This window comes from Rhodothermus marinus (genome assembly GCF_009936275.1).
In the GTDB taxonomy this organism is placed as follows: domain Bacteria; phylum Bacteroidota; class Rhodothermia; order Rhodothermales; family Rhodothermaceae; genus Rhodothermus; species Rhodothermus marinus_A.
Map to the genome: position 1 here is coordinate 2,726,245 of NZ_AP019797.1, position 17,903 is coordinate 2,744,147.

The 17,903-nt window shown below is 63.8% G+C and carries 16 protein-coding genes; 7 read left to right on the forward strand and 9 right to left on the reverse strand.

Features of this window, described 5'->3' with window-relative positions:
* Positions 1-128: 128 nt before the first annotated feature.
* Positions 129-983: a glycerophosphodiester phosphodiesterase family protein gene (locus GYH26_RS11835; protein WP_161541827.1), complete on the reverse strand. Its 855-nt coding sequence runs from the start codon at positions 981-983 to the stop codon at positions 129-131.
* Positions 984-1,159: 176 nt separating this feature from the next.
* Here GYH26_RS11835 and gyrA point away from each other — a divergent pair, with 176 nt between their 5' ends.
* The 4 genes from gyrA (at position 1,160) to GYH26_RS15685 (ending at position 6,244) form a co-directional block, all read left to right on the forward strand.
* Positions 1,160-3,721: a DNA gyrase subunit A gene (gyrA, locus tag GYH26_RS11840; RefSeq protein ID WP_161541828.1), complete on the forward strand. Its 2,562-nt coding sequence runs from the start codon at positions 1,160-1,162 to the stop codon at positions 3,719-3,721.
* Between the two features lie 370 nt (positions 3,722-4,091).
* The gene (locus GYH26_RS11845; RefSeq protein ID WP_161541829.1) at positions 4,092-5,489 is read left to right on the forward strand and encodes an IS4 family transposase; all 1,398 of its coding nucleotides are present in this window, start codon (positions 4,092-4,094) and stop codon (positions 5,487-5,489) included.
* Between the two features lie 138 nt (positions 5,490-5,627).
* Positions 5,628-5,921 (forward strand): type II toxin-antitoxin system HicB family antitoxin, encoded by a 294-nt coding sequence (locus GYH26_RS11850; RefSeq protein WP_161541830.1) that lies wholly within the window; start codon positions 5,628-5,630, stop codon positions 5,919-5,921.
* Entirely contained in the window at positions 5,918-6,244 is a 327-nt protein-coding gene (locus GYH26_RS15685) for a type II toxin-antitoxin system HicA family toxin (protein WP_197738530.1), read from the forward strand. Before GYH26_RS11850 ends, GYH26_RS15685 begins: the two co-directional genes overlap by 4 nt.
* Here GYH26_RS15685 and lat read toward each other — a convergent pair.
* Positions 6,226-7,584 (reverse strand): L-lysine 6-transaminase, encoded by a 1,359-nt coding sequence (gene lat, locus GYH26_RS11860; RefSeq protein WP_161541831.1) that lies wholly within the window; start codon positions 7,582-7,584, stop codon positions 6,226-6,228. The genes GYH26_RS15685 and lat overlap by 19 nt on opposite strands.
* Before the next feature lie 207 nt (positions 7,585-7,791).
* Between lat and lipA the strand changes: the two genes are divergently transcribed.
* Positions 7,792-8,778 carry a lipoyl synthase gene (gene lipA, locus GYH26_RS11865; RefSeq protein ID WP_161541832.1) on the forward strand — a complete coding sequence of 329 codons (987 nt, stop codon included), beginning with the start codon at positions 7,792-7,794 and terminating at the stop codon, positions 8,776-8,778.
* A gap of 9 nt (positions 8,779-8,787) precedes the next feature.
* Here the strand turns inward: lipA and GYH26_RS11870 are convergent, their stop codons facing one another.
* The gene (locus tag GYH26_RS11870) at positions 8,788-9,012 is read right to left on the reverse strand and encodes a hypothetical protein (RefSeq protein ID WP_161541833.1); all 225 of its coding nucleotides are present in this window, start codon (positions 9,010-9,012) and stop codon (positions 8,788-8,790) included.
* Positions 9,013-9,161: 149 nt separating this feature from the next.
* Between GYH26_RS11870 and GYH26_RS11875 the strand changes: the two genes are divergently transcribed.
* A complete protein-coding gene (locus GYH26_RS11875) occupies positions 9,162-9,374 on the forward strand; it encodes a YgaP family membrane protein (protein WP_012844686.1) in 213 nt (70 codons plus the stop codon).
* A 99-nt stretch (positions 9,375-9,473) separates the two neighbouring features.
* Here GYH26_RS11875 and GYH26_RS11880 read toward each other — a convergent pair whose 3' ends face one another.
* The 6 genes from GYH26_RS11880 to GYH26_RS11905 all read right to left on the reverse strand — a co-directional run bounded on the left by GYH26_RS11880 (position 9,474) and on the right by GYH26_RS11905 (position 17,029).
* Entirely contained in the window at positions 9,474-9,806 is a 333-nt protein-coding gene (locus GYH26_RS11880) for an SCP2 sterol-binding domain-containing protein (RefSeq protein ID WP_012844687.1), read from the reverse strand.
* A 32-nt stretch (positions 9,807-9,838) separates the two neighbouring features.
* Positions 9,839-11,044, reverse strand: a complete 1,206-nt coding sequence (locus GYH26_RS11885; protein ID WP_161541834.1) for a CaiB/BaiF CoA transferase family protein — start codon at positions 11,042-11,044, stop codon at positions 9,839-9,841.
* A 5-nt stretch (positions 11,045-11,049) separates the two neighbouring features.
* Positions 11,050-11,661 (reverse strand): TetR/AcrR family transcriptional regulator, encoded by a 612-nt coding sequence (locus tag GYH26_RS11890; RefSeq protein ID WP_161541835.1) that lies wholly within the window; start codon positions 11,659-11,661, stop codon positions 11,050-11,052.
* A 74-nt stretch (positions 11,662-11,735) separates the two neighbouring features.
* Entirely contained in the window at positions 11,736-14,423 is a 2,688-nt protein-coding gene (locus GYH26_RS11895; RefSeq protein WP_161541836.1) for a TonB-dependent receptor, read from the reverse strand.
* Between the two features lie 81 nt (positions 14,424-14,504).
* Positions 14,505-16,082, reverse strand: a complete 1,578-nt coding sequence (locus GYH26_RS11900) for a 4-coumarate--CoA ligase family protein (protein WP_161541837.1) — start codon at positions 16,080-16,082, stop codon at positions 14,505-14,507.
* A 107-nt stretch (positions 16,083-16,189) separates the two neighbouring features.
* Positions 16,190-17,029, reverse strand: a complete 840-nt coding sequence (locus tag GYH26_RS11905) for an SDR family oxidoreductase (RefSeq protein ID WP_161541838.1) — start codon at positions 17,027-17,029, stop codon at positions 16,190-16,192.
* A 78-nt stretch (positions 17,030-17,107) separates the two neighbouring features.
* Between GYH26_RS11905 and GYH26_RS11910 the strand changes: the two genes are divergently transcribed.
* Positions 17,108-17,902, forward strand: a complete 795-nt coding sequence (locus GYH26_RS11910; RefSeq protein WP_161541839.1) for an enoyl-CoA hydratase/isomerase family protein — start codon at positions 17,108-17,110, stop codon at positions 17,900-17,902.
* Position 17,903 lies beyond the last annotated feature (1 nt).

Genomic DNA, 17,903 nt, shown 5'->3' on the forward strand with positions numbered 1-17,903 from the left:
GCGCGCGGCATCCCCTGCGCCCCGTCCCCGACTGAAAGCCCGAACGCCTCCCAGCACCGGATCGGGTTCGGCCCGTGCAGGGGAACGCCATCCGATCCCGGCTTCTTTCCATCAGGACGCAGCCGACGTTATGCTTCGCGCAGCAAAGCGAGGGCGCGGTCCGGATAGTCCGTGATCAGGCCGTCCACGCCCAGACGCAAAAGGCGCTGCATGTCGCGCACGCGGTTGACGGTCCAGGGAATCAGGCGCATGCCGCGGGCGTGGACCTCGGCCACCAGCTTTGCCGTGATCAGGCGATAGTCGGGGCCGTACACCTCCGGCACGAACCCCAGCCGCGCCAGCTGGTCTGCCAGCGGCCGGCGATCGTGGTGCTCCACCAGCAGCGACAGCGCCAGCTCCGGAAACAGTCGCCGCGCCACCTGCAGCACGCGCACGTCGAACGACATCAGGGTGGTTCGCGCCGTCACGCCGCAGGCTGCCACGACGGCCTGCACCCGCCGCACGAACGTCTCCGGATCGGGCTGATACTTCCCCTCCCACTCCGGCCGCGACTTGATCTCGATGCTGTAGCGCACCGGTGGGCGGCCCAGTTCGGCCGCGTACACCTCGGCCCGCCGCAGCACATCTTCCAGCCGGGGTTTGGGAGCGGGCACCGGCTCCTGCTGCGGAAAACGCGGATGCCGACGGCTGCCGCAGTCAAAGCGGGCGATCTCCGCGTAGGTCATCCGGTACAGGTTGTAGCGCCGGAACGGTCGCACGGGACGGCCGGACGGCTCCCGGCACAGCGTGGCGGAAAACCAGGGCTCGTGCGATACGACCACCGTGCCGTCGCCCGCAATCACCACATCCATCTCCAGCGCATCCACCCCCAGCTCAATGGCCCGGGCAAAAGCCGGCCAGGTGTTCTCCGGGCGCAATCCCCTGGCTCCTCGGTGCCCCAGAATGTCCGGCGGCACCCGCGTCTCTGTGAAGCCTGTCTCCATTTCACGCAAATGCAAATTTGCCAGAACTTTCCCGTCTCAAAAAATGAGAACTTTTTTCATCTTGCGCGTTCGCTTCACCGGGTCTTTTTTCCTATTTTGGGATGTTCCCCGGCGGAAAATGTCCGCTGCGATCGCATCGTTCTCAATCGGTTCGGCATCAATCATATTCAGCAGAAATGGAAGCAGAAAAACCTCGCATTATTCCTGTCAATATTGAGGAGGAAATGAAATCCTCCTACATCGACTATTCCATGTCGGTGATTGTGGGCCGGGCGTTGCCGGACGTACGCGACGGGCTCAAGCCGGTTCATCGCCGCGTGCTCTACGGCATGTACGAACTCGGCCTGACCTCCAGCGCCCCTTACAAGAAAAGCGCCCGTATCGTCGGCGAGGTGCTCGGTAAGTACCACCCGCACGGCGACGCGGCCGTCTACGACACGATGGTGCGCATGGCGCAGGACTTCGCCATGCGCTATCCGCTGGTCGATGGCCAGGGCAACTTCGGCTCGATCGACGGCGACAGTCCCGCCGCCATGCGCTACACGGAAGCACGGCTGACGCGCCTGGCCGAGGAAATGCTGCGGGACATCGACAAGGACACCGTCGATTTTCAGGATAACTTCGACGGCTCGCTGAAAGAGCCCGTCGTGCTGCCGGCCGCCCTGCCCAACCTGATCGTCAACGGCGCCGACGGCATCGCCGTGGGCATGGCGACCAAGATCCCACCGCACAACCTGGGCGAGGCCGTCGATGCGCTCGTGGCCATGATCGACAACCCGGACATCTCGCTGGACGAGCTGCTGAAGCATCTTCCGGCACCGGACTTCCCCACGGGCGGCATCATCTACGGCTACAGCGGCGTCAGGGAAGCCTACGCCACCGGCCGCGGCCGCATCCTGATCCGCGCACGCATCCACGAAGAGGAGATCCGGCCCGGCCGCATGGCGCTCGTCATCACGGAAATCCCCTATCAGGTCAACAAAAGCAGCCTGATTGAGAAGATCGCGCATCTGGTGCGGGAGCGCCGCATCGACGGCATCACGGACATCCGGGACGAAAGCGACCGCGAAGGCCTGCGCGTCGTGCTGGAGCTGCGCAAAGATGCCGTGCCGCTGGTGATTCAGAACCAGCTCTACAAGTACACGCCCTGCCAGCAGACCTTCGGCGTGAACATGGTGGCGCTGGTGAACGGCCGCCCGCGCACGCTCACGCTCAAAGAACTGATGCGCCATTACCTGGATCACCGGCACGAGGTCGTAACGCGGCGCACCCGCTTCGAGCTGCGCAAGGCCGAGGAGCGCGCCCACATCCTGGAAGGGCTCAAGATCGCGCTCGATCACCTCGACCTCGTCATCAACATCATCCGCTATTCGGCCGACCCGGACGAAGCGCGCCAGCGCCTCATGGAAGGCGTACTGCCTGAACGGCTCACGCCGGAGCAGCGCGAGCGGCTGGGGTTGCCCGTCGAACAGACCTCGCATTTCACGCTCACCGAGGCGCAGGCCAACGCGATCCTCGCCCTGCGGCTGAGTCGCCTGACTGGCCTCGAACGCCAGAAACTCGAAGAAGAATACCGGGCGCTGCTGCAGGAAATCGAGCGCCTGCGCAGCATCCTGGCCAGCGAGCCGCTGCGCTGGCAGATCATCCGGGAAGAGCTGCTCGAGCTGAAGCAGAAGTACGCCGACGCACGGCGTACGGAGATCGACTATGCGGGCGGCGGCGACTTTGCCATCGAGGACCTGATCGAAGACGAGCAGGTGGTGGTCACGCTGTCGCACCAGGGCCTGATCAAACGCACGCCGGCGCACATCTACCGGCAGCAGGGCCGCGGTGGCGTGGGCATGAAGGCCAGCGGCATGCGGGAAGATGACTACATCGAGCACCTGTTCGCCTGCAAGAACCACGACTATCTGCTCTTTTTCACGGACCACGGCCGTTGCTACTGGCTGCGCGTCTACGACATCCCGGAGGGTAGCCGCACCAGCCTCGGCCGCTCCATCCGCAACCTGATCCAGATCGCGCCCGACGATCGCGTGCGCACCGTGCTGAACATCCGCAAGGAAGACTTCGAAAATCCGGAATTCCTGCGCACGCACTACGTGCTGATGGCCACGCGCCAGGGCCTGGTCAAGAAAACGGAACTGGAAGCCTTCAGCCGTCCGCGGGCCGACGGCATCATCGCCATCGCCTTTGCCGAAGGCGACGAGCTGATCGAAGCGGTGCTGACCGACGGCCGGGCGCACGTGCTGCTGGCCTCTTCGGGCGGGCGCGTTGTGCGCTTCGACGAAGCGGACGTGCGGCCGATGGGCCGCAACACGCGCGGCGTGCGGGGCATTGCGCTGGAGCCCGGCGAGCAGGTCGTGGGCATGGTGGCCGTCGCCCCTGAAGCCTCGCCCTGCATCCTTTCGATCAGCGCCAACGGCTACGGCAAGCGCACCCCGCTGGAAGAGTATCCCGTCCACCGGCGCGGTGGCAAGGGCGTCTGGACCATGAAGATCACGCCGCGCACGGGCCGACTCATCGCCATCAAGGCCGTGCAGGACACCGACGATCTGATGATCATCACCCAGAACGGCCTGATGATCCGCATCCACGTGGCCGACATCAGCCGCATGGGCCGGCACACCCAGGGCGTCCGGCTGATCCAGCTCAAGCCCGGCGACGCCATTGCCGACGTGACACGCCTGGTCACCGAAGCCCAGGAAGACGAAGCGGCCGCCGCACCGGCCATCGTCTGAGGTTGTCGGCGCACGGCAATTCGGATTTATCCTGACGGCGTCGCCTTCCGGGGCGACGCCGTTTTCTGTTGCATCAGCACGCCCAGGTCAGCACCATGGCGGGCATTTCTCCAGAGCAGGAACTCCTGCAAACCATGGTACATTGAGCCAGAAAAGACGTGCTTGAACCAGGTCATCGGCCTGCTCAACCTGGAAGTTATATGATTTTCCGGGCATCATGGTGCATGTGTGCGGCATCCCATGACCCCCTCAGTCGCTTCGCGACAGCTCCCCCTGAAAGCTTATCTTTACCCACAAGTGCCGTGGGATTAGCAGGAGGATACTTAAGATAACCTTTTACCCCAGCGAAGCAATCAAAGAGGAGCCCCAAATGGATACGGAAAACCCTGAGCTTGATGAGCTGTCCGCCTGGCTTGTGCATGAGTTACACGACGTTGCGCTGGGCGATAAGCGTCTGGAGCGGCGACTGCTCACAACAGGCGCCCAACTGGCGGCCAGGCCTTCGGGATCGATCAATCAGGCCTGTGCCGCTTGGGCCGACACCAAGGCCGCCTACCGGCTCTTTGCGAATGCCAAAACGACCGCCGAAAAGATCCGCGCGCCCCATTATCGCCGCACGCGAGAACGCGCCCGGGGGCACCAACTGCTCTTTGCCCTTCAGGATACGACGTACCTGAACTATACCCATCACCCTGCGACGAAAGGCCTGGGGCCCATCGGCACCGCGCAGCAGAAGCTCTCGGGCCTGGTCATGCACACCGCGCTGCTCATGAGCGAGCAGGGTCTTCCGCTCGGATTGACCAGCCAGGCGATCTGGGCGCGTCCGCCTAAGCGCCCCCGGCGCAGCGCGGAAGCACGACGCAAGCTGCCGCTCGAAGCCAAAGAAAGCGCCAAGTGGCTCAAGGCCCTGCGCCAGAGCCGGGCCGTTGTTCCCCCCGAGGCGCAGCTTATCACCATCGGCGACAGCGAGTCGGACCTTTTTGCGCTGTTTGACCAAGCCCGCACCCTGGAGACCGAGCTGCTGGTGCGGGCCGCCCAGAACCGTTCGGTCTGTGAGCCTGAAGTGGGGCGGCTCTGGGAGGTGATGGGCCGGCAGGCGGTGTGCGGTCAGCTGCAGGTGCTTGTCCCGGCCCGCAAAGGGAAGCCGAAACGCCAGGCCCTGGTCACGGTGCGCTTTGCGCCTGTGAGCTTGAAAGCCCCCCAGCACCTGCGCAAAACGATGGGCGACATGCCGCTCTATGCGGTGCTGGTGCAAGAGGAGGCTCCGCCCCGGGATGTCAGCTCCCCTTTGTGCTGGCTTCTTTTGACCACGGTGCCCGTAGATAGTTTTGCCGACGCCGTGGAGCGGATCCGGTGGTACGGCCTGCGCTGGCAGATTGAAGTCTATCACAAGGTGCTCAAATCGGGATGCGGTGTGGAGAAAGCTCAGTTGGCCAGTGTGGAGCGTTTGTTGCCCTATCTGGCCCTTTTGAGCATCATCGCCTGGCGTCTTTTTTGGATGACGCTGCTGGCGCGTCATGCGCCGGAGGCGCCCTGCACGCTGGTTTTGGCCGCACATGAGTGGCAGGCCCTGTATGCCTTCCACCACAAGACCCACCAGGTGCCGGCCCGGCCGCCCACGGTGGGTCAGGTGGTCTTATGGATTGCGCGGCTGGGCGGCTTTTTAGCTCGCAAAAACGATGGTCCTCCGGGTGTCACGGTGCTCTGGCGTGGCTGGCAACGTCTCAGCGATATTGCCGCCGCCTGGCTTGCCTTTCACCCCTCCTGATTTGTGGGTAAAGGTAAGCCCTGCCAGGGAGGGGGCCAGGGGGAGGGTTGCTCCTGCGGGTTGCTGGCACCGACGTTCAGGACGTTGGCGTTGGCGGTTGGCGCCGCTTATTCTGGGCTGAAAGCACGGACACATGGGATGTTGCGCTATCATGTTCCAGTAAATCAGCGATCACATATTACCAATGAGCTCCGAAAAAAAAAACGCAAGCAGAAACATCAGGGCCGCACGTTTACCGTAATCATCGAGCGCGACGCCGCAGGCTATTACGTGGCCAGCGTCCCCGAACTGCGCGGCTGCCACACCCAGGCCAGATCGCTGGATACCCTGATGAAGCGCATTCGAGAAGCCATCGAGTTGTGCCTGGAAGTCGAGGAAGAAATGGAACCGACCGGTGGTGAATTTGTCGGCGTCCAGCAGATCCGGATATGACGCGACAGCCCCGCCTCAAGGGTAACGAACTGATTGCGGCCCTGCGCAAGGCGGGGTTCGAGGTCGTACGCATCAAAGGGAGTCACCGTTTTTTACGACACCCCCGACGGACGCTGCAAGGTCGTCCCCGTCCATCGTGGGGAAATTATTGGTCCAGGTCTGCTCTCAAAAATCCTTCGCGACTGCGAGTTATCCCGAGAAGACCTACTACGACTATTGTAACGAACTCCTGGTGGTGCGGAACACCGGAAAAGGCCGGCCCCGTCCGGGACCGGCCTTTTCCAGTGGTGTGGATTGCATGCGTTCAGGAAGTCGGCTGCTGACGGGCCACGTACTCCAGTGCCCGACGCAACCGACGAAGCCCTTCGTCGATCTCGGCTTCCGTGATGATCAGCGGCGGACGGAAGCGGATCGAGCGCTCGCCACAGCCCAGCACCAGAACGCCCTCTTCCAGGCTCCGCTGGCGCACGGCATCCCGGAAGGCCGGGGTGGGCAGATCGAAGGCACACATGAGCCCACGCCCGCGCACGTTGGTCATGAACGGCAGCGCCTCGGCCATCTCCTCCAGCCGACGCAGCAGGTAGGCGCCCACGCGGGCGGCATTTTCCACGAGCCGATCTTCTTCGATGATTTCCAGAATCCGATCGAAGCGGACCATGTCAGCCAGGTTGCCGCCCCAGGTGGAGTTCAGCCGGCTCGACACATGGAAGACGTTGTCTTCCACTTCGTCCAGCCGCCGCCCGGCCAGAATGCCGCACACCTGGGTCTTTTTGCCAAAGGCAATGATGTCGGGCTGCACGCCGAGCGCCTGGTGCGCCCAGAAGGCGCCTGTGATGCCAACGCCTGTCTGCACTTCGTCGAAGATCAGCAGCGCGTCGTTTTCGTCGGCCAGCTCCCGGAGCGCCTTCAGAAACTCGGGCCGGAAGTGGTTGTCGCCGCCTTCGGCCTGAATGGGCTCGATGATGATGCAGGCGATGTCGTCCTTGTATTCGTAAAAGTACTGCTTGGCCTGACGGATGGCCAGTTGCTCCAGCTTGATCGTGCGCTCCAGGTTTTCCTCGGTGAGCGGGAACGTGAGCTTCGGATTGATGGCGCGCGGCCAGTCGAACTTCGGGAAATACTGGGTCTTGCGCGGATCGAAGGTGTTCGTCAGCGAAAGCGTATAGCCGGTGCGCCCGTGGAACGCCTGGTCGAAGTGCAGCACCCGGTGGCCCACTTCGCGGCGGTAGCCCTTCCGGAAGTTTTTGCGGACTTTCCAGTCGAAGGCCGCCTTGAGCGCATTCTCCACGGCCAGCGCGCCGCCGTCGATGAAAAAGGCATAAGGCAGGTAATCCGGAATGCCCACCCGCTCGAAGGTCTGGACGAATCGGGCCATGTGCACTGTGTAGATGTCCGAGTTCGTCACCTTGTTCAGGGCGGCCTCCATCAGGCGCTTCTTGAAGTCCTCGTCGCCGAGCATTTTGGGATGGTTCATCCCGACCGCGCTCGAGGCGAAGAAGCCGAAAAAGTCGATCAACTCACGGCCGGTAAGCTGATCGTACAGATGCACCCCCTGACTCCGCTCCATGTCGAGCACGATCGGCAACCCGTCGGTCAGCAGGTGGCGGGCCAGGATGGGCCGCACCATTTCCGGAGTAATCTGCTGCATGGTCACATGCTCCATAAGGCACTCCCTTCCGTTTTCCACGACGTTGTTTTTTGCAAAATACGAAAACCGAAACATCCAGACGGGCGCGTAAAGCCGGGAAAACTTGAAAGATCAACGAAAGCGGCATCGGGCCCGGGCCACGCGCTCACGGGATCATTTCGATGGCTGTCGGGTAGCCTTTCCCCGATTTGGATGGGTTGCACTTTTCCGGAAATACAGACCATGGCCCAGCAGCACACCGAGTCGCCGCGTCGTCGCTACCTTCCGGGCGAGATCGAACTGAAGCGCGTGCCCAAGGAGCCCCTCTTTCCTGAGGGGGACGGCGGTTTCTTCGAACTGCCCGTGGTGGATCCGCCGCCGGTGACGAACGAGCGGGGGCGGCGTCCCGCCTGGCTCCGGGCCAAGCTGCCTTACGGCCCCACCTACCGGCGCGTGCTGGACATTGTCGAAACGCACCGGCTGCACACGGTCTGCCAGAGCGCCCGCTGCCCGAACATGGGCGAATGCTGGACGGCCGGCACCGCCACGTTCATGATCCTCGGGAACGTCTGCACGCGCTCGTGCGGCTTCTGCGCGGTCAAGACCGGCCGCCCGGATCCACTGGACTGGGATGAGCCGCGTCGCGTGGCCGAAGCGGTGCGTCTGATGGGCATCCGACACGCCGTGGTTACCTCGGTGGACCGCGACGATCTGGAAGACGGCGGCGCCTCGCTGTTCGCCGAAACGATCCGCCAGATCCGGGCGCTCAACCCGGGCGTGACCGTCGAAGTGCTGATTCCGGACTTTCAGGGCAACTGGGACGCCCTGCAGCTGGTGCTTGACGAGCGCCCGGACATCCTCAATCACAACGTCGAGACGGTGCCGCGCCTCTATCGCCGCGTGCGGCCTCAGGCCCGCTACGAACGCTCGCTGGAACTGCTATGGCGGGCCAAGCAGGCCGGCCTCCGCACCAAGAGCGGGATCATGGTGGGGCTGGGCGAGACAAAGGAAGAAGTGCTGGCCGTGATGGACGACTTCGCGCGGATTCGACTCGACATCATGACGATCGGCCAGTACCTGCAACCCACGCGCATGCACCTGCCCGTCGAGGAGTTCGTGCACCCGGACGTGTTCCGCTGGTACAAAGAAATGGGCGAAGCCAAGGGGATCGGCCACGTCGAAAGCGGCCCCCTGGTCCGCTCCTCCTATCACGCCGAGCGGCACGTGTAATCGGCCGGCTCAGCGTTTTCGGGCCCGGTTGTTCGTCCGGGGCGCGGCGTCCGACTCCAGTCGGTCGGCCAGTTCCTGCCACCTGGCCGGATCGAGCAGGACGGCCACGGCCTTTCCCTGTCGCTGCACGATTACCGGCCCCTGCGCCAGCCGCTGCTTCAACGCATCCGTCGCCTGGAGTCGAATCCTGGAAATGGCTACGGTATCCGCCGATCCTGCACGCGTGCGCCTCATCGTTCCCTTTCAATAACCTCTGGCTTTAACGCAACGTATTACGCCCGACCGATCGATTTTTGCCATCCGTTACCAGTTTATTACGCACCATTTCAGGCACTTCCTGTACCTTGTTACAGGTTGTCATTACAGAACAGACACCACCTGCCATGAAACGCAACGTCGGCACCATCGACCGGGTCCTCCGCGTCGTGATCGCGCTGGTGATCGGGGTGCTGCTGATCACCGGACAGCTCAGCGGTGCGCTGGCCGTCATTCTGGGCATTGTGGCGCTTATTCTGCTGGTAACCGGCCTGGCCGGAAGCTGTCCGCTGTACGCGGCGCTCGGCTTTTCCACCTGTCCGCGGAAGGCGAGCGGTTAAGCGTTTCCCGGAAAAGGCGGGGCGCACACAGGGTGCGCCCCTGCAGACCGGGCCTGCTCATTCGCCCCGAACTTCGGGGCATGCGCTGCTTTCCGGAGCTTATCCCATCCGGAAAAGGGACTGGAATTTCATGGCCATCGGGAGCGAGCCGCTCACCTTGAGCTTGCCCATCATCATGAGCGACATGGGGTTGGCCTCGCCGTTGTTGATCTTGAGCCAGTTCTCGGCGGAGGTGGTGACGGTGACCGTCGGATTTTCGTGTTTGCCTTCTTTGATTTCCAGCGTGCCGTCCTTGATCACCATGTAGTACTCGCCCCCGCCCTCGCCGGTCAGGTTGAGCTGCACAACACCCTCGACACCTGCGGCCTGGTCGGGGAGAAACCGCTCCTTGTAGGATTCGAGCACTTCAGGAATGCTGGTGTACTTCGGCATGGCTGTTTTCGGGTTTGGTGAAAGATTTTTTTTCAATCAGGGCTGGAAAAATCGGTGCCGAACGCCCCTTCGGCGGCCAGTGCCTCGATTTCTTCCGGGGTAAACCCTGCTTCCTGCAGCACCTTGCGGGTATGCGCGCCCAGCGGCGGGCCGGTATGCCGGTAGGCCGGCGGCGTACGCGAAAACTGCACGGGAAAGCCCACCTGTCGCTGCGGCGGCGCATCCGGCCGCGGCACTTCGACGATCAGTCCACGCGCCTGCACCTGCGGGTGCTGTGCCATCTCGTCGAGCGTCAGCACGGGCTCGACGCAAACGTCGCGTTCGGCAAAGACCGCCTGCCATTCGGCCAGCGTCCGCGAAGCGATCACCTGCTGGATTTCTTTCTTGAGCCGCTGCTGGACGGCCGCATCCCACACGTTGTAGCCGTAGGGTGCCAGGTCCGGCCGGCCGATCGCCTCACAGAAGCCTTCCCAGAATTTCGGCTCCAGACCGGCCACGGCCAGATAGCGGCCGTCGCGTGTGCGGTAGCAGTCGTAGAAGCTGCCGCCGTTGAGCGGCTCGGTCTCGTAGCCGGGACGATGTCCGGCGCCCAGCAGGCCGCTGACGGCCAGTCCGTTGAAAGCAATCGTCGTGTCGAGCAGCGCCAGGTCCAGGTACTGGCCCTCTCCGGTGCGCTGTCGGTGCACGACGGCCGCCAGGATGGCCAGCGCGGCAAAAAGCCCCCCGGCCACGTCGGCCAGCGGCACGCCGGAAGGTGCCGGCCCCACTTCGCGGCGGCCGCTGTGGCTCAGCAGACCGGAGAGCGCCTGATAGTTCAGGTCGTGCCCGGCCCGTTCGCGGTAGGGTCCCGTCTGCCCGTAGCCGGTGACGGCGCAGTAAATCAGTGCCGGATTTTCGGCCGCCAGCGTTTCGTAGTCCAGCCCCAGCCGCTGCATGACGCCCGGCCGGAAGCCTTCCACCACGATGTCGTAGTGCCGGACAAGCCGGCGCACTACGTTGGCCGCCTGCGGGTGCTTCAGGTCGAGCGTCACCGAGCGCTTGGAACGATGGACCCAGGCGTAGCCGGCCGACGTGCCGGAGTCGTCGTAAGGGGGCGCCAGGCGCATCAGGTCGGGCCGGTCGGGCGACTCGATGCGCACCACGTCGGCGCCCAGGTCGGCCAGCAGCAGCGTCGCGTACGGCCCGGGCAGTAGCGTGGTGAAGTCCAGCACACGAAGCGAACGCAGCGGTCCGGTCATAGCCCTCACGTGTTGAGCGAGGCCGACACGCTGCGGCCGGCCCCCTGCAGGCTCTGCAGGACCAGCGGCGTCAGCCAGGCGGCCACAGCCTCCGGGGCTTCCTCGCCGGTCAGGCGCTGCCAGCAGTAGACGCCCTGCACCAGTCCGAGACACGCCCGCGCCGCCGTGTCCGGCTCGGTAGTCGCCACAAAAACGCCCTGCTCGATGCCCTCGACAATCACCTCGTTCCAGCAGGTTTCGTACTGCCGGAGCAGCTCCTGCAGGTCGATCGCAAGCACCTCCTGCAGCGCTTCCCGGCCTTCGCACTGCAACAGCAGCCAGCTCTCCTGCTCGGCGGCCAGGCTTTGCAGGTGCTGCGCGATAAGGCGGGTCAGCTTTGCCGCGGGCGAATCGTTGCCCGCGGCAATCTCGCGGGCCTGTTCCAGCAGACGTCGGAGCGGCGTCTCGACGACCGCCCGCACCAGGTCGTCTCTGCTGGCCACGTAGTAGTACAGCGCGCCCCGGGGCACGCCCAGCTCGTCGGCCACATCCTGCAACCGCGTCTGCTGCAGCCCCTTACGTCGGAATACCCGGGCCGCCGCCCGGTAGAGTTCCGCTTCGCGCCGACTTCGTTCCATCGCTGCTCTTCCCGTTTGTCCCCGTTGCCGGCCGGGTTCGGGCAATCCCGAACCCGGCCGGATGGTGTTGTGGTTCAGCGGCCGCCCACCGTGTAGGTCAGGCGGGTGGTGATCAGCCGCCCCATCTTGGGGGCGCCGATGTACTCGCGGTGCTCGTTGTTCAGCACGTTCTGGGCCAGCACGTCGATGCGCAGGCCGGGCGTGAGCCGACGCAGATCGTAGCCCAGCCCCAGATCGAGCAGGAAGTAGCTATCGACGGTGCCCCTGAAAATTCCCGAACGCACCTCGAACTTGTCCACATAGCGCCCGGCCAGGTTGACCGACAGCCCGGACGGATCCGTGTATTCGACCCCGCCGGCCATCTTGTAACGCGGCGCATTCATCGAGATCTCCCGGCCGGTGCCCGGCTCGCCCAGCTCCTCGTCGTCGAAGAAGTTGTCGCTCACCCACGAGAAATTCCCGAACAGCGCCCAGCGCGCATTGGGCGTCCACTGCACGGCCACATCGGCTCCGTAGTAGTCCACATCCCCGAAGTTCACGTAGGAGAGCAGCAACTCGGGCTTGCGATTCGGATCGAAGTTTTCCGTCGGTTCGATCAGACCGATCGGGTTAGCCGCCAGACTTGCCGCCGCCTGACGGTAAATGTTCGCCAGCGCCTGCCGATTCAGACCGTAAGGTTGCAACTCTTCATCCGTAAAAGCATTTGCCACGGCTGTTGCCAGATCGCCTGCCACGCCGGGTGCCACCACCAGCGGCGTAAAGGGCTGCAACTCGCTGATGAAGTTTTTCTTGCGCGTGTAGTACAGGTCGATCGTTACCAGCAACTGGTTGGCGAACAACCCCTTGTAGCCCAGTTCGTAGGAGTTCGTGATCGTCTGGCGGGCGGCCGGGACGTTCTCCAGGCTCGTAAGCACCTCGCCTGACGTGTTCACCATCAATCCAGACGAAAAGCCCTTAATCTGGCTGGCCTTGGCCTTGCTCTGGAGATAGGCCACCAGCGGACCGGGCAACACGCCCTGCGCGGCCAGTCCGGCCGTCACCGCCTGGTAAGCCACGGCCAGCGGAATGCCCACGCCGGGCCAGGCGCGAATGCCGGGAATGAAGCTGGAAGTCTGCACCTGGCTCGGGAAGGTCCAGCCATCGACGGCCCCTACCCCGCGCACGCCGAACGGCCCGCGGTCTTCGATGAACAGATCCAGGAAGAGGTTCACCCCGGGCGGCGTCGTGAAGGCCCGGTTGTAGGTGGTGCGGAAGCTGTGCGTGGGTGAAGGCTTGAAGACAAGTGCCACGCGCGGCGAAAACTGCGTTTTCTGAATCACATCGTCGTAGTCCAGCCGCCCGGCCAGCACCACGTCGAGCTGCTCGGTCAGACGCGTCTCGGACTGAACGTAGCCGCCGATCTCGTTCGTCTCGTCGCGTCCCTCGAAGCGACCGTGGATCGTACCGCCCGTGCGGGGCACCGTTCGCCGGTAATCGGCTCCTACGATGAAGCTCTGGCGGTCGTCCAGCACGCTGAAGCTGTACTGCGCCTGGGCGGCCATCAGAAACGACTTTTCATAGACCTCGACGGGCGTCCGCACAAAGTGCGTGTTGCCGTCGTCATTCTGCGTGTAGAATACCTGTCCGAAGAACCCGCCGGCCTGCAGCCGGAGCTGGCCGAAGTAGTTGGCAAAGTTGTCCGTGGCGTTCTCGCCGGTATTGGCCAGAACCATCTGTTTGATCGAGGAATAGCCGCCGCTTGCCGTCAGCGTGGTCTGCGGCCCCAGCCGGTACTGCAGCGTGCCATAGACGTATCCCTGCCAGGTATCGTAATCGCGCCCCCCCCAGCGCGGGTGAATGGCCTCGAGCAATTCACGATCGTGTGGATCATTCGGGTCCAGTTTCCAGTCCTCACCCTGGCTGTAGTAGCCCACGATCTTGTAGCCCAGTCGGTCGTTGATAACGCCCGCATGGCGCAGCGCGCCCTGGATGATCGAGCGCTCGCCGCCGCCGAGCATCACCGACGTGCCCGGATAGGTCAGCGGATCTTTCGTGATGAAGTGAATCACACCCTGCTCCACGCCGGCCCCGTAGAGTGCCGAGTTGGGACCCCGCACGACTTCGATCCGGGCCAGGTCGATCGGCGCGATGGGCATCGACGAAAACTCATTGATGGCCAGGCTTGGCGTGGTGGCCTGTCGGTAATCGACCAGCGCATAGGTTTTGGCCACGAATACCGAGTTGAAGCCACGCAGCGATACCTGGAAACGATTCAGGCTGGACTGTGAAATGTCCACGCCCGGCGTGTAGCGCAGCGCGGCGGCCGTCGCATGCGTGGCCGTCTGCTCCAGATCGCGCGCGTCGAGCACCGAGATCGACGCGGGCGACTCCAGCACTTTTTCCTGACGGCGCGAGGCCGTCACCACCACGGGGTTCAGGCCGAGTTCGACCGGCGCCAGCGCCAGATCGACCGTTACCGTGGCACCGGCCGTCAGCGTGACCGTACGCCGGGCATCGGCGTAGCCGACGAAGCGGGCTACCACCTCGTAGGTACCGGCCGGCAGGTTTTCCAGCCGATAGCGGCCTTCCAGATCGGTTGCAGCTCCCCGAAAAGCCGCCGTCTCCCCGGGCCGATAAAGCACCACGTTGGCGCCGGGCAACGGATCACCGCTTTCGGCGTCGGTCACCCGGCCCTGCAGCGTGGCCATCGATTGCGCGGCCGCCAGACCGGGAAGGAGCACCAGCGCGGCCAGCAACCAGAGACGCGTGAGCATGTGGGGCATGGTCGTTTTCACAGGTTGGTTAACGGTGTTCACTTCCGGCGTTTATGAATCGTCCTGATCTGGTTTTTCAGGAAAAATTTTTCACGACAATCCGGCGATCTCCCGTTCGCGCTTGACCAGTTCCCGCCGCAGAATCTTACCCGAAAGTGTCTTGGGAATCTGATCGACGAACTCCACGCGCCGGATCTTCTTGTACGGTGCCACCCGCTCGGCCACGTAGGCCATCAGTTCTTCCGCCGTGGCCTGCATGCCGGGCTTGAGCACCACATAGGCCTTGGGCACCTCGCCCGCCTCTTCGTCAGGACTCGGCACGACGGCCACGTCGGCCACGGCCGGATGCCCCTGCAGAATCTCCTCCAGCTCGGCGGGAGCCACCTGATACCCCTTGTACTTGATCAGCTCTTTGACGCGATCGACGATGTACAGATAGCCGTCCTGATCCACACGGGCCACGTCGCCCGTATGCAGCCAGCCTTCCTCGTCAAGCGTGTCGCGCGTGGCCTGCGGGTTCTTCCAGTAGCCCTTCATGACCTGAGGCCCGCGGATCCACAGCTCGCCCGTCTCGCCCTCCGGCACGTCTTCGTGCGTGGCCACATCGACGATCCGGAATTCCGTGTTCGGTACGGCCACGCCCACCGACGAGAGCTTGATCGGAAAGCCGCGCGGCGTGAAGTGCGTCACCGGACTTGTCTCGGTCATGCCGTAGCCCTGGCGCACCGTCACGTTCAGGCGCTCGGCACACTGACGGGCCACCGGCTCGGGCAATGGTGCCGCGCCGGAGTTGACATAGCGGAGACTGGAGAGATCGTACTGATCCACCAGCGGGTGCTTGGCCAGCGCCAGGATGATCGGCGGCACCAGAAAGGCTGTGGTGATTCGATAGCGCTGGAGCAACTCCAGAAACTGCTCCAGATCGAAGCGCGGCATGGTCACCACCGTGGCCCCGGCATGCAGCGCCATGCTCATGATGACCGTCATGCCGTAGATGTGGTAAAACGGCAGAATGCCGATGAGCACCTCGTCGTCCTCGAACTGCTCGACGGCCATCGTCTGGGCAATATTCGCCACGATGTTGTAGTGCGTGAGCATGACGCCTTTGGGACGCCCCGTGGTGCCGCTCGAATACGGCAGCACCACCAGATCTTCGCGCGGGTTGATGTCCACGGCCGGCGGTTCGGTCCCGTGCTGCAGCAGCTCGGCCAGCGGCGTGGCCCCGTCGGCCTCCCCGATGACGATCACCTCCTCCACACCGGTGCGTTCGGCTGCCGCCCGGGCATTTTCCAGAAACAGCGGGAACGTCACCAGAAATCGCGCCCCGGCGTCTTCCAACTGGTGCGCCAGTTCATCGACCGTGTAGAGCGGATTGACCGTCGTCGTGATACCACCGGCCATCGCCACCCCGTAGAAGACCACGGCATACTCCGGCAGATTGGGGCTGTAGAGGGCCAGCACGTCGCCCTTGCGAAAGCCCCGGGCGGCCAGTCCGGCGGCAAAAGCCCGCGCCTGCTCCCGGAGCTGCGCGTAGGTGAGCGTGTGCCCGGTCATTCCCTCGATGAGCGCCGGCTTATCCGGGTGCTCATCTACCCGCTGAAAGACCATCTCCGGAAGCGGGATTTCCGGAATCTCCACATCGGGAAACGGGCTGCGGTAAATATGCATGGCGGATTTTTTCACTGATTGAAAGCGATTCCTTTAGCAAAGCTTCACTATAAAATAAACGCATGTTCACGCTTGTGCAAACCCATTCGGAAGGGATCGGCGACCGTTCAGACAAAAAGATCGGGCATCAATTCGCCCACGGACGGATCGACCGCGTAGGGGGTGAAGTCCGTGACACCCACCTGACGCAGTACGTCTTCGTCGATAAAGAAATTTCCGGTGCACCGGCGACTGGGCTGCGTCAGGATCACGTGCGCCGCATCGGCCACGATCTCGGGCTTGCGGGAGCGCCGCACCATCTCCTCACCGCCCAGCAGGTTGCGCACGGCCGCCGTCGCGATCGTCGTGCGCGGCCAGAGCGCATTGACGGCCACGCCCGCCTCCCGGAATTCCTCGGCCATGCCCAGCACGCACATCGACATGCCGTACTTCGAGAGCGTGTAGGCCAGGTGCGGCGCAAACCAGCGCGGCTCCAGCTTCAGCGGCGGCGACAGCACCAGAATGTGCGGATTCTCGGCCTTCATCAGGTGCGGCAGACAGGCCTGCGAGCAGGCAAACGTGGCGCGCACGTTCACCTGGTGCATCAGGTCAAAGCGCTTCATGGGCGTTTCGAGCGTACCGGCCAGGTAGATCGCGCTGGCATTGTTGACGAGCATGTCGATCCCCCCGAAATGGGCCACGGCCTGCTCCACGGCCTGCTGAATCTGATCCTCGAAGCGCACATCGACCGGGATCGGCAACGCCTCGCCTCCGGCCGCCCGTACCTCCTCGGCCGCCGTGTAGATCGTGCCCGGTAGCTTCGGATGCGGTTCGACGGTCTTGGCCGCAATTACGATACGCGCGCCGTCGCGCGCCGCCCGTAGCGCAATCGCCTTACCGATACCGCGGCTGGCGCCGGTGATGAACAGCACCTTCCCTTTCAGCGACCCGCCGGTTACAAACTCCATGATGCCCCTGGACTTTATTTCACAACTTGTCCATAGTATATTGAACGAGCGTTCATTCTCGCAATCCCCGAAACGATCATGCAGGAAGCCGTCCACGAAGAACTGCTCTTTGAATACGACGGGCCGGTGGCCGTGTTGACGCTGAACCGACCCGAACGGCGCAATGCGCTCAACCGCACGCTGGAAAAAGCGCTGCACGAAGCGTTGCTGCGCGTGCGGGACGATCCCGACATCCGGGCCGTGGTGCTGACCGGCGCCGGACCGGACTTCTGCTCAGGAGCCGACCTGAGTTCGTTTCAGGAGATCCCCTCCCCGGCCTTCGTCCGCCGCCACCTGCTGCAGGTCTATGGCCCCATCGTCGAGCTGATGACCTCCATCGAAAAGCCGATCATCGGGGCCATCAACGGCACGGCGGCCGGGGCCGGCTGCTCGCTGGCGCTGGCCTGCGACCTGCGCATCATGGCCGACGACGCCAGCCTGATGCTGGCCTTCAGCAACATCGGGCTGGTACCCGACATGGGTGCCACGTTCCTGCTGGTACGGCTGGTGGGCTACGCACGGGCTTTCGAGATGGCTGCCGAAGGCCAGCGCATTCCGGCCGGTCGCTGCCTCTCATGGGGGCTGGCCAACCGCATCGTGCCGGCCGACCGCCTGCAAGAAGAAGCACGGCGCTGGGCCCGCGAACTGGCCGCCCGCCCCACGCTGGCGCTGGGCCTGACCAAGACGGCGCTGCACCACGCACTCACGGCCACGCTCCGCGAAGCGATCGCCTACGAGGCGCTGCTCCAGCAGCAGTGCATCCAGAGCCACGACCACCGCGAGGGCATTCAGGCCTTCCTCGAAAAACGTCCCCCTGTGTTCACCGGCAACTGAC

Excerpts from the sequence above, each read along its gene's own strand:
- GYH26_RS11880 (WP_012844687.1), bottom strand. The coding sequence starts at position 9,806 with ATGCCGAAGTACACCAGCATTCCTGAAGTGCTCGAATCCTACAAGGAG.
- GYH26_RS15685 (WP_197738530.1), top strand. The coding sequence starts at position 5,918 with ATGACGCGACAGCCCCGCCTCAAGGGTAACGAACTGATTGCGGCCCTG.
- GYH26_RS11875 (WP_012844686.1), top strand. The coding sequence starts at position 9,162 with ATGAAACGCAACGTCGGCACCATCGACCGGGTCCTCCGCGTCGTGATC.
- gyrA (WP_161541828.1), top strand. The coding sequence starts at position 1,160 with ATGGAAGCAGAAAAACCTCGCATTATTCCTGTCAATATTGAGGAGGAA.
- GYH26_RS11850 (WP_161541830.1), top strand. The coding sequence starts at position 5,628 with ATGTTGCGCTATCATGTTCCAGTAAATCAGCGATCACATATTACCAAT.
- GYH26_RS11845 (WP_161541829.1), top strand. The coding sequence starts at position 4,092 with ATGGATACGGAAAACCCTGAGCTTGATGAGCTGTCCGCCTGGCTTGTG.
- GYH26_RS11890 (WP_161541835.1), bottom strand. The coding sequence starts at position 11,661 with ATGGAACGAAGTCGGCGCGAAGCGGAACTCTACCGGGCGGCGGCCCGG.
- GYH26_RS11900 (WP_161541837.1), bottom strand. The coding sequence starts at position 16,082 with ATGCATATTTACCGCAGCCCGTTTCCCGATGTGGAGATTCCGGAAATC.
- GYH26_RS11885 (WP_161541834.1), bottom strand. The coding sequence starts at position 11,044 with ATGACCGGACCGCTGCGTTCGCTTCGTGTGCTGGACTTCACCACGCTA.
- GYH26_RS11905 (WP_161541838.1), bottom strand. The coding sequence starts at position 17,029 with ATGGAGTTTGTAACCGGCGGGTCGCTGAAAGGGAAGGTGCTGTTCATC.
- lipA (WP_161541832.1), top strand. The coding sequence starts at position 7,792 with ATGGCCCAGCAGCACACCGAGTCGCCGCGTCGTCGCTACCTTCCGGGC.
- GYH26_RS11910 (WP_161541839.1), top strand. The coding sequence starts at position 17,108 with ATGCAGGAAGCCGTCCACGAAGAACTGCTCTTTGAATACGACGGGCCG.
- GYH26_RS11870 (WP_161541833.1), bottom strand. The coding sequence starts at position 9,012 with ATGAGGCGCACGCGTGCAGGATCGGCGGATACCGTAGCCATTTCCAGG.
- GYH26_RS11835 (WP_161541827.1), bottom strand. The coding sequence starts at position 983 with ATGGAGACAGGCTTCACAGAGACGCGGGTGCCGCCGGACATTCTGGGG.
- GYH26_RS11895 (WP_161541836.1), bottom strand. The coding sequence starts at position 14,423 with ATGCCCCACATGCTCACGCGTCTCTGGTTGCTGGCCGCGCTGGTGCTC.
- lat (WP_161541831.1), bottom strand. The coding sequence starts at position 7,584 with ATGGAGCATGTGACCATGCAGCAGATTACTCCGGAAATGGTGCGGCCC.